This is a genomic window from Arthrobacter sp. H41 (genome assembly GCF_000520535.1).
Taxonomy (GTDB): Bacteria; Actinomycetota; Actinomycetes; order Actinomycetales; family Micrococcaceae; genus Arthrobacter_D.
Genome location: NZ_KI914778.1, coordinates 87,044 through 100,028 on the forward strand (window position 1 = coordinate 87,044; position 12,985 = coordinate 100,028).

15 protein-coding genes are annotated in these 12,985 nt (G+C 66.7%); 2 read left to right on the plus strand and 13 right to left on the minus strand.

Going from position 1 to position 12,985, the window contains the following annotated elements:
* From Y705_RS21090 to Y705_RS0105535, 12 genes are all read right to left on the minus strand, one after another.
* Positions 1-537 (minus strand): amidase (locus tag Y705_RS21090; protein WP_253908496.1); only part of this gene is annotated, 537 nt, incomplete at its 3' end.
* A 2-nt stretch (positions 538-539) separates the two neighbouring features.
* Complete coding sequence (gene gatC, locus Y705_RS0105485; RefSeq protein WP_026532129.1) at positions 540-836, minus strand: Asp-tRNA(Asn)/Glu-tRNA(Gln) amidotransferase subunit GatC; 297 nt, start codon at positions 834-836, stop codon at positions 540-542.
* A gap of 119 nt (positions 837-955) precedes the next feature.
* A complete protein-coding gene (locus Y705_RS0105490; protein ID WP_081737814.1) occupies positions 956-1,489 on the minus strand; it encodes a GNAT family N-acetyltransferase in 534 nt (177 codons plus the stop codon).
* An 85-nt stretch (positions 1,490-1,574) separates the two neighbouring features.
* Positions 1,575-2,000, minus strand: coding sequence for a hypothetical protein (locus Y705_RS0105495; protein WP_026532131.1), 426 nt, complete (start codon positions 1,998-2,000; stop codon positions 1,575-1,577).
* Between the two features lie 100 nt (positions 2,001-2,100).
* Positions 2,101-4,260, minus strand: coding sequence for an NAD-dependent DNA ligase LigA (ligA, locus tag Y705_RS17665; protein WP_081737815.1), 2,160 nt, complete (start codon positions 4,258-4,260; stop codon positions 2,101-2,103).
* Positions 4,261-4,373: 113 nt separating this feature from the next.
* On the minus strand, positions 4,374-4,802 hold the full coding sequence (locus Y705_RS0105505) for a type II toxin-antitoxin system VapC family toxin (protein WP_026532132.1): 429 nt from the start codon (positions 4,800-4,802) through the stop codon (positions 4,374-4,376).
* 2 nt (positions 4,803-4,804) lie between these two features.
* Complete coding sequence (locus tag Y705_RS23580; protein ID WP_444826160.1) at positions 4,805-5,140, minus strand: FitA-like ribbon-helix-helix domain-containing protein; 336 nt, start codon at positions 5,138-5,140, stop codon at positions 4,805-4,807.
* 154 nt (positions 5,141-5,294) lie between these two features.
* Positions 5,295-6,197, minus strand: a complete 903-nt coding sequence (locus Y705_RS17670; RefSeq protein WP_049822320.1) for a PP2C family protein-serine/threonine phosphatase — start codon at positions 6,195-6,197, stop codon at positions 5,295-5,297.
* Between the two features lie 127 nt (positions 6,198-6,324).
* Entirely contained in the window at positions 6,325-7,440 is a 1,116-nt protein-coding gene (locus Y705_RS0105520) for an adenylate/guanylate cyclase domain-containing protein (protein ID WP_049822336.1), read from the minus strand.
* 143 nt (positions 7,441-7,583) lie between these two features.
* On the minus strand, positions 7,584-8,144 hold the full coding sequence (locus Y705_RS17675; RefSeq protein ID WP_162149042.1) for a PH domain-containing protein: 561 nt from the start codon (positions 8,142-8,144) through the stop codon (positions 7,584-7,586).
* A gap of 39 nt (positions 8,145-8,183) precedes the next feature.
* Positions 8,184-9,065, minus strand: a complete 882-nt coding sequence (locus Y705_RS0105530; RefSeq protein ID WP_026532135.1) for a biotin--[acetyl-CoA-carboxylase] ligase — start codon at positions 9,063-9,065, stop codon at positions 8,184-8,186.
* Between the two features lie 65 nt (positions 9,066-9,130).
* Positions 9,131-10,024: an SDR family oxidoreductase gene (locus Y705_RS0105535; RefSeq protein WP_026532136.1), complete on the minus strand. Its 894-nt coding sequence runs from the start codon at positions 10,022-10,024 to the stop codon at positions 9,131-9,133.
* Positions 10,025-10,166: 142 nt separating this feature from the next.
* Between Y705_RS0105535 and Y705_RS0105540 the strand changes: the two genes are divergently transcribed.
* Both Y705_RS0105540 and Y705_RS0105545 read left to right on the plus strand, forming a co-directional pair.
* Positions 10,167-11,780, plus strand: coding sequence for an acyl-CoA carboxylase subunit beta (locus tag Y705_RS0105540; protein WP_049822322.1), 1,614 nt, complete (start codon positions 10,167-10,169; stop codon positions 11,778-11,780).
* Positions 11,777-12,058: an acyl-CoA carboxylase subunit epsilon gene (locus tag Y705_RS0105545; RefSeq protein ID WP_253908498.1), complete on the plus strand. Its 282-nt coding sequence runs from the start codon at positions 11,777-11,779 to the stop codon at positions 12,056-12,058. Before Y705_RS0105540 ends, Y705_RS0105545 begins: the two co-directional genes overlap by 4 nt.
* Positions 12,059-12,095: 37 nt before the next feature.
* Here Y705_RS0105545 and Y705_RS22205 read toward each other — a convergent pair.
* Positions 12,096-12,985: serpin family protein (locus Y705_RS22205; protein ID WP_049822323.1), on the minus strand; the 890-nt coding region annotated here is incomplete at its 5' end.

Below are 12,985 nucleotides of genomic sequence, written 5' to 3' on the forward strand. Positions count from 1 at the left end.
CGAGCCGCCGGTGTCGGTGCCGAGGGCCAGCGGGGCCTCGAAGGCGGCGACGGCCGCCGCCGAGCCGCCACCGGAGCCACCGGGAATGCGGTCGAGGTCCCAGGGGTTGCGGGTGGGCCCGTAGGCGGAGTGCTCGGTCGAGGAGCCCATCGCGAACTCGTCCAGGTTGGTCTTCCCGAGGATCGGCATGCGCGCCGCACGGAGCTTCTGGACCACGGTGGCGTCGTACGGGCTCTGCCAGCCCTCGAGGATCCTCGAGCCGGCGGTGGTGGGCTGGCCCTTCGTCACGATGAGGTCCTTGACCGCGATGGGGACACCCGCGAGCGGGTGCAGGACGTCGCCGTCGGCCCGGGCCTTGTCGACCTCCGCGGCAACGAGCAGCGCCTCCTCGGTGTTGACGTGCAGGAAGGCATTGATGCTGCCGTCGACGGCGGCGATGCGGTCCAGGTGCGCCTGTGCCACTTCGACGGCGGATACCTCACCGGAGCGCAGCTTGCGGGACAGCGCATCGGCGCTGAGGTGGATCAGGTCCGTCATGGTTATTCTCCGTCCAGGATTGCCGGGACCTTGAAACGGCCGTCGGCGTTGTCGGGCGCGCCGAGCAGAGCTTCCTCGTTGGTCAGGGTATCCCCTACGACGTCGTCGCGGAACACGTTGCTCAGCGGGATGGGGTGGCTCGTCGCCGGAACGTCGTCCCCTGCGACTTCGCTGACGGACTTGATGGAATCGACGATCACGGCCAGCTCGCCGGCCATGCGGTCGAGCTCGTCGTCGGTCATGTCGATGTGGGCAAGACGCGCGAGGTGCGCGACGTCGTCCCGGTTGATCTCGGCCATGGATCTCCCCTGGAAGTGGTGGTGGGTAGCTGTCCCCAGTCTACGGGCGCGGCTTCACGGGCGCGCACTGCAGGGCCGCAGAGGCCGTCCGCCGGAAAAGCCCGTACCGCATCGGTGGACTACAGCTGCAGGCGGAAGACCCAGAGCAGGATGTCCTCGTTGGGGACCCACCAGTCGCGCTCGGCGACCCGGGCGAAACCCATCGATTCGTAGAGACGGTGCGCTCGAACCATGTCCGAGCCGCTCGTGAGGCTCACCGCCTCGATGCCGGGCAGGATGCGGGCATGCTCGATGATGCGCTCCACGATCCGGCGGCCGATCCCTGCACGCTGCACGACGGGATCGACGGCGAGCATCCGGAACTCGAGCTCACCCGCGACGGCGATATCGGTGTAGCGCTGCCCCTCGAAGGTGAGTGCGACGGAACCCACCACCTCGCGGTTGCGCTCAGCGACCCACACCTCGGCGTGCGCCACGCGGTGTTCGACGTCGGACAGGATCGCCATGTAGGGGTGCGCCTCGTCGTCGAAATAGCCCGCCTCGAGGTAGGCACCGCGGGTGATGCGCCGGACGTCGTCGTAGTCCTCAGGCCGGACCGGACGGATGGTCAGCTCATCGGGATTCGCCCGGTGGAGCGGGGTCGGGTTGTTCACGTGTTCCGTTTCTCCTCGGTTCCGCGGAGCATCCCGCAGGCATCCCCTCGATTTTACGGCGTGGCACGAGGTGTCGCCGACGAAGCTACGACCGTGCAAGGTCCCTGCGCGCAGCAGTGAGCACCTGCTCGGGATGTGCCATCCTGTCCACGGGACGCGCACCGCCGAGGTGGGCGTTCGCCAGGCAGAACCAGTGCAGCAGTGCGCGGTCCTTCCAGCCCCCGTTGAGCCCGATCAGCGCCACCTCGCCGATCAGTGGAAGGACCTGTCCGGTGTCCGCGTCGAACTGGAAGCCCGGGTACAGCACCCTGCCGGCACGTGTCACCACCCCGAGGATCTGGCGTTTCGCTGCGAGGCAGCCAGCCGGGGGGCTCCTCACCCCGACACGGCGGTCCACCTCGTCGCTCGTCAGCATCCCGAACTCGGCGGCGATTCCGGCCCAGTGGGCACGGGCGATTCTCCGCGCCGTGATGGTCGCCGGAGAATCGAGGCGGGCCGGGCCGCTGTTCATGCGCCCAAACTACGCCCGATCGACCTGTAATTACAGGCTGGTGAGCATCGACATCGAATCGGAACCTTGAGACGGAACATGGGTCACAGCAGCCACATTGTTATGAATTCGGGGAAGTCTCGTTCGTCTCCGGTCCGTGCTCGAGCAACCGGAGAAAGCCTTCCTCGTCGAGGACGGGGACGCCCAGCGTCTCTGCTTTCTCGAGCTTCGTCCCGGCGTTCTCCCCGGCCACCACGTAGCTCGTGTTCTTGGACACGGATCCCGCAGCCTTGCCGCCTCGCGAGATGATCGCCTCCTTCGCTTCGTCACGGTTATAGGACTCCAGGGAACCCGTCACCACCACGGTGAGCCCTTCGAGCGTGCGCGGCACCGACTCGTCGACGTCGTCCTCCATGCGCACGCCGGCTGCGGACCACGCGTCGATGATGTCGCGATGCCAGTCCTCGGCGAACCATTCCTTGAGTGCCGACGCAATGGTCTGGCCCACTCCGTCCACCCCGGCGAGCTCCTCCTCGCTGGCACTGCGGATGCGCTCCATCGACCCGAAGGCCGTGGCGAGCGCACGTGACGCCGTGGGGCCGACATGGCGGATGGACAGGGCCACCAACACCCGCCACAGGGGCTGCGACTTGGCCTTCTCTAGTTCAGTGAAGAGTTTCCGGGTATTGGCATTCGGCGCGGAGGGCTTCTTCGCCGTCTCTTTCGAGTAGAAGTACGGCACGAGTTCACGGCCGGTCACCACGCCCTTGACCTTCTTGTCGCGCTCGATGCGGACGTCGGCCAGCAGCTCCGGCGTCAGGTCGAAGATCTGCGCCTCGGTGGTGATCGGCGGCACCTCGGGCTCGGCGGGCTGGGTCAGCGCGATCGCGGCCTCCCAGCCGAGGGCCTCGATATCGAACGCTCCCCTGCCGGCGAGGTGGAAGATCCGCTCCCGCAGCTGCGAGGGGCACGACTTCGCGTTGGGACAGCGAATGTCGACGTCGCCCTCTTTTGCAGGCTGAAGCGGGGTACCGCAGGACGGGCACTCAGTGGGCATGATGAATTCGCGGACCTTCTCGTGGTCCCGCAGCGCGACCACGGGGCCGACGATCTCCGGGATGACGTCCCCCGCTTTCCTCAGCACCACGACGTCGCCGATCATCACCCCCTTCGCCTTGACCACCGCCTGGTTGTGGAGGGTGGCCATGCTGACCGTCGATCCCGCCACCTTGACGGGTTCCATCAGGCCGTACGGTGTCACACGGCCGGTGCGGCCCACGTTGACCAGGATGTCGAGGAGCCGGGTGTTGACTTCTTCCGGCGGGTACTTGTAGGCCACTGACCAGCGGGGCACCCGCGAGGTGTGGCCGAGGGCCCGCTGCAGCGCGAAGCTGTCCACCTTCACCACGATGCCGTCGATCTCGTGGAGCAGGCCGTGCCGGTGCTCGCCGTAGTGCTCGATGAATCCGACGACGGCGGCCTGGTCTGCGAGCACCTTGAAGTACGGCGACGTCGGCAGGCCCCACTCCTCGAGGAGGGCATACGTTTCGGACTGCGTTCCGGCGTCCAGGCCCGTGCGGGCACCGATGCCGTGCACGTACATGTCGAGGGGGCGTTCCGCCGTCATCGCCGGGTCCTTCTGCCGCAGCGAACCGGCGGCCGCGTTGCGCGGGTTCGCGAACGGCGCCTTTCCGGCGGCCACCATGCCCTCGTTGAGCTGTGCGAATTCCTTTGACGGAATAAAGACTTCCCCCCGCACTTCCACCTCTTCGGGGATATTCGGTCCTGTCAGAGTGCGCGGCACGGAGGCGATCGTGAGCACGTTGTGGGTGATGTCCTCGCCGGTGACCCCGTCGCCGCGCGTTGCCGCGCGCGCCAGCTCACCGTTCCGGTACAGGAGGTTGACGGCCAGGCCGTCGATCTTCAGCTCGGTGAGCCAGGTGATGGTGCTGCCCGGGCTGCGCTGCTCCACGCCCGCCCGCGCGCGGTCGAGCCAGACTGCGAGTTCGTCGAGGGAAAAGACATCCTCGAGGCTGTACATGCGCTGCAGGTGCTGCACCGGGGCGAAGGCCGAGGACACCTCGCCGCCGACCTCCTGCGTGGGCGAATCATTGGTGACCAGTTCGGGGTGCAGCGCCTCGAGCTCTTCGAGCCGCAAAAACAGCGCATCGAACTCCGCGTCGGAGACGGTGGGCGCATCCTCCTGGTAGTACGCCGTCCGGTGCGCCCGCACCTGCTCGGCAAGCTCCGCGTGCTCCTCCCTGAGCTGTTGGGACGGCATAGCGCCGTCGCTTCGCGCTTCCACGGAAACATCAACTACGAGCGGGGTCTTCGTTCTCTCAGCCACAGTCCAATCTTGCCCCACCGCGAAGCCGTAAGCACCGCTCCCACCGTTCAGCCGAATGTTGCAAGATCTACTGCTGCCGCTCCTATTCCGAGTCCCTCATACTGCTCAGGCCTGGACGTCAGGAGCACCAGCTCGAAGCGCTGGGCAGTTGCGGCGTGGATCAGCGCTGCGAGCGTATACGGCGGTGACCCACCCTTCACCGGGGTCCGCGAGAGCCTCGCCAATGTCTCCGCGCAGGACATGTCGAACGGCAGTATCCTCCTTTTCATAGTCGTCTCAAGTATGGAAGTGAAAGCATTCCGGCGCCGTTCGGCGGTCAGACCAGCGACACCCAGGGACAACGCCGCGTACACCTCCGCCACCGCCAGCGAAGTAGCATGCGGTCGCGACGCGTGCAGCCTGAACCGGTCGGCGAGTTCCGGCGGTTCGACCGAGCTTATGAGGGACAGCAGGACGTCCGAATCCACCATCGTCACGGTCAGTACTTCGCTACCGGAATAGCCGCACGAAAGGCGGAGACACGTTTGGGCAGGGAGCTCCGGTCAGTTGCGCCGATCAGCGTCCTGTACTCCCAAAGTCCTTCGTACCAGACCGGAAGTGGCAGTACAGCGAGCGGGAGCAGCTCCCGACATGATTCAACTGGAAGGTCCACGAACCGCACGATCAACATCCGGAGTTCACATTCCATCGACCGACCGTTACTTGCCGCGATGAGCTTCACCTGGTCAACGACTCCGGTGCTGAGTTGCCGCACCGTCACGCTACCCACCGGCACCTCCTCAAAGGGTGATGGCACTGCTTGCAATGCAAGCACATCAGTAATCTGCGTCTATGAAAGTGCATGCATTGATTGCACTGCATGCACTTCCCAGAGCGGAAAGGCTGCTCGAGTATGTGAACATCTTCGGCTCATGACCCGAGCAGTTCGTATGCGAACGCCGAGGCTGACGGAATGCCTTGAAGATCCGCTAGGCGGGCGGCCGGTCCGCCTCGATGATCACGCTTCGATGAGCGGCCCGGACCGGGAGGACCTCGGGATCGACGGCGGTAGCACCACTCCTGCCAGCGCCGACGTCACCGACAGGGCCAGTGGCATCGTCAAGAACAGCGGCATCGTCAAGAACAGCGTCGAGGACGATGACGGTGACGTTGTCCCGCGCACCTGATCGAAGGGTCGCCTCGATGAGTGCATCAGTAGCCGACTGCGGATCAGGGACGGTGCTGAGCACGTCGTAGATGCCGTCGTCGTCCACTTCCCCGGTCAAGCCGTCGGAGCAGATGAGGATGCGGTCGTTCGTCCGGACCGGCATGAGCCAGTAGTCGGCCTCGGCGTCGTCGCCCGTCCCCAAAGCGCGCGTCACTACGTGCCGGCGCGGATGGGTCCGGGCCTCGGCCGTCGTGATCTCGCCGAGCTCCACGAGTTCCTGCACTTCGGAGTGGTCGACCGAGACCTGCCCGAACCGGTCGCCGCTCAGGCGGTACGTCCGGGAGTCTCCTACGTTGAAGAACAACCAGCAGGGCACGCCTGCATCCTGGACGACCACGACACCGGAGAGCGTGGTGCCGGCTTTGCCCCCTGTTTCGGCGCGTATCGCCGCGTCGGCTTCTTGGATCAGCTGCTCAAGGTCCTCCGACGAGAACTCGGGAAGCCGGGCGGCGGGAAGGCTGCGCTCGAGCGTCCGAACGCAGACCCCGCTGGCGATCTCACCCGCTTCATGACCGCCCATTCCGTCGGCGACGGCGAAGATGGGCTCGGCGGCGAGAAGTGAGTCCTCGTTGAGTTCACGGCGCAGGCCGAGGTCGGTGCCACAACCATAGGTCAGCCTCAGCCTGCCCGTCGCTTCACGGCCGGAATCGGGCGCACTCGTCACGGGGCAACCACCGCGCGGGGGATCAGCTGGTCAGTCATGCCCCTATTCTGCCCTGCCGGTACATGTCCAGTGCGCGTCCGCTGCACCACCGTGATTACCGCACCTGCTCAAGGACCTGCTCAGGAAACTAGTCAAGGACGAGACCGGTCCCGGTTCCCCGTGCGAGCGTGACCGGATGGACCTCGCCGAACCCACGCACCGTGCGTGCCTGGTGCGGCATCAACACGAACTTCTCGTTATTGCTCAAGGTGGCAGCGGTGGAGGCGTCGATGAGCACGGTGCCCGGTTCCGCGAGCGAGGTCAGGCGGGAGGCCAGGTTCACCGTCGGCCCGTAGATGTCTCCGAGCCGCGAGAGTACGCGTCCCCATACCAGGGAACAGCGCGCCGACGGCAGGAGCTCGTCCTCGGTGAAAGCCTTCGCGAGCGCGAGGGAGATCTCGGCGCCCGCCTCCGGGGACTCCGCGATGTACAGCACCTCGTCGCCGATGGTCTTGACAAGCCTCCCGCCCCCCACCGAGATGATTTCCGCACACTTGTTCTCGAAGCGCTGCACCAACTGCGCGAGCGTCCTTTCGTTCATCTGGCGGGAGAGGCTTGTGTAGGACACGAGGTCGGCGAAGCCGACGGCGCGTGCCAGGGGCAGCGGTGCGTCCTGTTCATCGCCGTCGCGGCCGGTCTCACTAGCCCGCAGGCCGGATTCCGCCCGCAAAGCGAGCCGCTGCACCGCGGCGTTCATCTGGCGCCGCCACGCATATACGAGCGTCTTCTCGAGCGGCTCGATCAGTTCCGGCAGTTCGGCCACCAGGGTTTTCCGGGCCGTGGCGTCGGAGATGCCGCGCTGCACCACCATTTCCTCGACCAGGGCCTCGATCTGCCAGACCACCATGCGGTCCGTCATCTGACCCACCGCCCGCGTGATGGAGATGGCGGCGTCCTCGGTCAGCTGTTCCTGGCGGACCAGCTCGATGATCGTGGTCAGCGCATCCTGATCCTTCTCCGTGAACGCGACGTCGTCGTCGCCGATGTTCGGAAAGCCCATCGCGCGCCACAGTTTGCGCGCCGAGAGAAGCGAGACACCCGCCCCTGCCGCGACGTCGCGCCGCCGCAGGGTGCGTTCGGCACCCAGCAGTTCGATCTCGAGGTTGCGGATGGTGTCCCGGTTCAGGTGGACGACGGGTTGCATCCGGGCCGGGTCGGGGTCGATCGCGGTGACCGGCGTGTCCCCGCTGTGGAGGACGGCCATGGAGCGGGTGGCCGGACGATTCTCGGCGTCCCCCTGCAGGCGCCACACGGTCCTGGCCGCAGGGTAGGCCCCTGACCTGCGGGGCGCGTCCGGAAGCGCGCGTGGATCGGGCAACGCGTTCGATCCCGCACCGGACTCCGCCGTCATCTCCCGCCCCTCCACTCCTGGTTGGCCCCCGGCTCTTCCCGCCGGGCATAATCCGAATCAATCTCCATGTCTACACCATCGAACATGAGGGTCAGTGGGAGCTCGCTGACCGCCGCGACCACATAATCCTTGAAGACGTGCACCTGGGGAACGTTGCGATAGGTCACCACGCGGTCGCGTCCCAGATCCACCAGGAGGGTTCCACTGCCCACGAACCGCTGGAAGAGGCTCTGCATGGTGTCCAGCTGATAGACCGCCGAGAGCGGGATCTGGTGCTCACTCCTGCGCACGGAGCCCCGCCTGTGGATGAGCCGCATGCTCGTGAGTACATACCGGTTATTGAGCCACCGCGCGAAAGGCCGAACGAAGAGCCGCGCCAGCAGCGCCAGGAGCAGGCCCGCCGCCAGAAGGACGAGCGCGGGCCGCCAGGCCTGGAGTGCCTCCGGAAGGAGCGCGGTACTCAGCCGGCCGAGGGCGAAGCCTCCGAGTCCCAGCAGCACCACTGAGGCCGCAACCGGCCACGCCAGGCGTGCCGGGTCGGTCCTGGTGCGAACCACCACGCGTTCCCCCGGTGAGAGCCGAATCCGCATCTCGCCCTAACCCTGCGGGCGCAGATGCACCACGTCGCCCGCTGCCACCGTGTGCCGCTCGCCATCGTCGTCGCGCACCACGAGGGCTCCCTGGGCATCGAGGGCCAGCGCACGCCCGGTCAGCGTGCCGCTCCCCGGCAGTTCGGCCCGCACATCCTGCCCGAGAGTCGCCATCCTCCCGGAGATCCGGTTGGCGAGGGACAGCCCCTCGGGCCAGGCGGCCATCGCGTTCCCATCCACTGCGCAGAACGCACGGTAGTGCTCGGCGAACGTGCGGAGGAAGGATTTCAGCAGGATGTTGCGGTCCGTGGTCCCTGCGTACTCGAGCAGCAGGCTCGTGGCTGTCGGCACCGGGAGCTCATCGCCCGTCAGGCTGACATTCAACCCGATACCCACGACGACGGCGGGGGCGCCGCCTCGCGGGTCGGGCACGAACTGAGCGAGGATGCCGGCGAGCTTCCGCCCGTCCACCGTCACGTCATTGGGCCATTTGAGCTGAGGACTGACCTCGGTGCGGTCCTCGACGCTTTCGGCGAGCGCGAGCGCAGCCAGGAGCGAGAACCACGGGTAGCTCTGCGTCGGCAGCGGCCTTCCGGTGTCGTTGACCGGTCGCAGCAGCACGCTCACGAGGAGCGACGAGCGCTCCGGGGCCACCCAGGAACGGTCGAGGCGTCCTCGCCCTGCACTCTGCGCTTCAGCGGTCAGGACGCTGAGATCCGGCCACTCGCCGCCCGCCGACCCTGCCTGCTCCACGAGGTCCGCGTTCGTGGATCCTGTCCGCTGCACCAGTTCGAGGCGCGCATAAGGGCCGACCGGCGTGCAGAGAGCGGTGCGGAGCGCTCCCTGGTCCAGCCCGGGGCGCTCGAGGTTGGAGTAGCGGGAGGTCATGAACCGATCTTACCCAGCCATTCCGTGCCGGCTGTCTGGTCCCGGCTGTTCGGTCCCGGCTGGGATCAGAGGAAGATGTCGGGAACCAGCCGGTCTTCCGGAGCGCCGAGACTGTAGCCGCTGAAATCGGTTTCCCCTGCCTGACGAAGGACCTCCTCATCAGTGAAGAAGTTGCCCGTGCAGTCCCTGGAATTCCGGACCAGGACTGCGTGTGCCGCGTCGGCGACGATTTCCGGGCTGCGTGCGGCCTGCACCATCGTGCCGCCGCCGGGCATGTTGCGGATAGCGGCCGTGTCGATCAGCGTGGCCGGCCACAGCGAGTTGACACCGATTCCGTCGGCCCGGAACTCCTCGGCGAGGCCCAGCGTCGTGAGGCTCATGCCGTATTTCGCCAGGGTGTAGGCGAGATGCTTTCCGGCCCACCGCGGGTCGAGGTTCAGCGGCGGCGAGAGCGTGAGGATGTGGGGGTTGTCCGAGCCCCGGAGCGCGTCGATCGAGAACTTGCTGAACAGGAAGGTGCCGCGGACATTGATGTCGGCCATGAGGTCGTACCGCTTCATGTCGATGTCGGGGGTCCTCGAGAGGTCGATGGCGGACGCGTTGTTCACCACGATGTCGATTCCTCCGAACCGCTCGACGGCAGCGGCGACGGCGGCGGCCACGTCGTCGTCGTTCCTCACGTCTCCCACGATTGGCAGGGCGGCGCCCCCCGCGTCCTGGATCTGCTGCGCTGCGGTGTGGACCGTGCCGTCGAGTTTGGGGTGCGGATCCCCCGTCTTCGCCATGATCACCACGTTGGCACCATCCCGGGCGGCCCGGAGCGCGATGGCGAGCCCGATCCCGCGGCTGCCGCCCGACATCAGGATCGTGCGCCCCCGAAGGCCGGCTTTTCCGTTCGGAGCGTTCCCTGGTGTCCCATCGCCTGCTGTCTCATCGCCTGCGGCGTTGCTGTCAGTCATCCACTCAGAATAGGCCGCAGTGCGGGAAGCTGTAGGTGTCCTACAAGCCGTGCAGTGCCGTAGCTCACTACACTGGGAAAAACGCCCCGCCTTTTGGAGGAATCCTCCTTAAGGCGTTTCCCATCTGCCTATCGGAGACTTCATGCCCGAGGACCTGACCCTTGATCTTCCAACCACCGCTGATCTCTCGACGACTGCCGGGAAGCTGGCCGACTTCCGGCGACGGCAGGATCTGGCGGCTGTTCCGTCGGGGCCCGAGGCGGTTTCCAAGCAGCATGCGCGGGGCAAGAACACGGCGCGCGAGCGGATCGACCTGCTGGTGGATCCGGATTCCTTCGTCGAGTTCGATGCGCTCGCGGTCCACCGGTCCACGGCCTTCGGTATGGCGAAGAAGAAACCGTTGGGTGACGGCGTGGTCTCGGGCTATGCGACGGTGGACGGCCGCCTGATTGCCGTGTACAGCCAGGATTTCAGCGTCTACGGAGGGTCACTGAGCCAGGTCAATGGGGAGAAGATCGTCAAGGTGCAGGAGTTCGCGCTGCGCAATGGCTGCCCGGTGGTGGGCATCAACGACGGCGGCGGCGCCCGCATCCAGGAGGGCGTGGCATCGCTCGCGATGTTCGCGGACATCTTCCGCAACAATGTCCACGCCTCTGGCGTGGTCCCACAGATTTCGCTCATCATGGGGCCCTGCGCCGGCGGTGCGGCGTACTCGCCTGCCCTGACCGACTTCGTGGTGATGGTGGACAAGACCTCGCACATGTTCATCACCGGGCCCGACGTCATCAAGACCGTGACCGGGGAGGACGTCGACATGGAAACGCTCGGCGGCGCACGCCAGCACAACACCACCACCGGAACCTCCACCTACCTGGCCACCGACGAGCAGGACGCCATCGGGTTCGTCCGGGAACTCCTCGACTTCCTGCCGTCCAACAACCTCGCGGAAGCGCCGCTCGCGGAATTCACCGAGATGCTCCAGCCCACGGATGAGGACCTCGCCCTCGATGCGCTGATCCCCGATTCGGCCAACCAGCCCTATGACATCCACGCGGTCATCTCGGCCGTCGTCGATGACGGCCACTTCCTCGAGATGCAGTCCCTCTACGCACCCAACGTGGTCACGGGCTATGCGCGGGTGGAGGGCCACACCATCGGGATCGTCGCGAACCAGCCGCTGCAGTTCGCCGGCACCCTCGACATCAACGCCTCCGAGAAGGCCGCGCGGTTCGTTCGGCACTGCGACGCGTTCAACATCCCGATCCTCACCCTCGTGGATGTTCCGGGGTTCCTCCCCGGCAAGGACCAGGAGTTCAACGGCATCATCCGCCGCGGCGCCAAGCTGCTGTACGCATATGCCGAAGCCACGGTGCCGAAGCTCACCGTCATCACGCGCAAGGCCTACGGCGGCGCCTATATCGTCATGGGATCGAAGAAACTCGGCGCCGACATCAACCTGGCCTGGCCCACCGCGCAGATCGGGGTCATGGGAGCGCAGGGCGCCGTCAACATCCTCTACCGCGGCCAGCTCAAGGCGGTGGCCGACGCCGGCGGAGACCTCGAGGCGGCCCGCGCCGACGTCGTCGCGCAGTACGAGGAAGAGCTGCTGAACCCCTACCAGGCGGCGGAGCTCGGCTATGTGGACGCCGTCATCGCACCCTCGGAGACCCGGGTGCAGATAGTCCGCGGCCTGCGGGCGCTGCGGGACAAGCGGGCCTCGATGCCCGCAAAGAAGCACGGGAACATTCCGCTGTGAGCGGGCCTGGACCGGGCCTCGACCGCCCGACGGAGCCCGCAGAGTTGCCGGAACCCTCCGCAGAAGCAGCTGGTGGGTCGACGCCGGCGCTGCTGTCGGTGGTCGCGGGCAATCCGACGGATGAGGAGCTGGCGGCGCTGACCGCCGTCGTCGTCGCCCTGCAGGGGAGTATGGACACCGATTCTGGGCCAAGCTCCGGCCGGTCCTGGCTGCGGCGGGCCATGCTGCGGCTGAATCCACGTCCCGGCCCGGGCTCGTGGAAGCGCAGCGCACGGTAGGGGCCGCGCTTCCTGCTGAGCCCGGCAATGGGCGCCGTCAGCGTGGATCCAGGACCGTTCCGAGGAAGACCGGCAGCCCGGTGTCGTCGTGGATGATCTGGTACAGGAACGGCCGCGTGAACTCGAGGGTGAGTTCCGGCGGCGCCGGCAAGGAAGTCTCCATGAGGCTGAGCTGTGTCACAGCCGCTGCCACCGTCCCCTTTTCCGCCACGGTGATGTTCGCGCTCTGGGCGGCGCCGGAAACGAACACTCCTTTCTGGATGGCGTCGAAATCCGGGCTCAGGCTCAATGTCTCCTCAAGCCCGAGGGCGGCGAGCGGCACCAGCAGATCCTGGGTGTACTCGCCATCCCACTTGGGCAGCACCAACCCGGCCCGGATGTCCTTCGCGGAATCCATCCCGTCCCGGATCTCCAGCAGCTCCGGCTCGGTCCGGACCGGAGACGCGCCGGGGTCATCGGCGAGGATGAGCCTCATGCTGAAGCCCTCCCCGTACGGCACGTCGACGCCTTGCCAGTCGTCCCCCCGTGCGTACCGGACAGGCATTTCGCCGTACATGAGGTCGACATCCTCCCGGTTCCCGCCGGGCAGCGTGAAGGAACCTGGAGCTGTGCTCTCCGCGTCGAAGGGGGATGCCCAGGCCGCCGCGAAGTACACGGTATTGAGCAGGGACAACGTGGCCTCGGGATCGTATTCCACAGGAGCCGTCTCGATCCTGCCGCCGGTGTTGGCGCTGACCCACTGGTCAAGGATCTTTTCCGTGGCGGCGTTCCTGAAATTCACCGGGTACACGCCCGCACCGTACTGGCGCGCGAGGGTCCCGAGGAATGCATCCCCGGTCGGAGTGCCGTCATCGACGAAGACACCGTTGGCGAGGTGCACCAGCGGCGTGGCGGGCGGCTCGTCCTCGTCGACCGAGCCGGGATCGC

Excerpts from the sequence above, each read along its gene's own strand:
- ligA (WP_081737815.1), bottom strand. The coding sequence starts at position 4,260 with ATGCCGTCCCAACAGCTCAGGGAGGAGCACGCGGAGCTTGCCGAGCAG.
- Y705_RS0105535 (WP_026532136.1), bottom strand. The coding sequence starts at position 10,024 with ATGACTGACAGCAACGCCGCAGGCGATGAGACAGCAGGCGATGGGACA.
- Y705_RS0105520 (WP_049822336.1), bottom strand. The coding sequence starts at position 7,440 with ATGGCCGTCCTCCACAGCGGGGACACGCCGGTCACCGCGATCGACCCC.
- Y705_RS0105540 (WP_049822322.1), top strand. The coding sequence starts at position 10,167 with ATGCCCGAGGACCTGACCCTTGATCTTCCAACCACCGCTGATCTCTCG.
- Y705_RS0105530 (WP_026532135.1), bottom strand. The coding sequence starts at position 9,065 with ATGACCTCCCGCTACTCCAACCTCGAGCGCCCCGGGCTGGACCAGGGA.
- Y705_RS0105495 (WP_026532131.1), bottom strand. The coding sequence starts at position 2,000 with ATGAACAGCGGCCCGGCCCGCCTCGATTCTCCGGCGACCATCACGGCG.
- gatC (WP_026532129.1), bottom strand. The coding sequence starts at position 836 with ATGGCCGAGATCAACCGGGACGACGTCGCGCACCTCGCGCGTCTTGCC.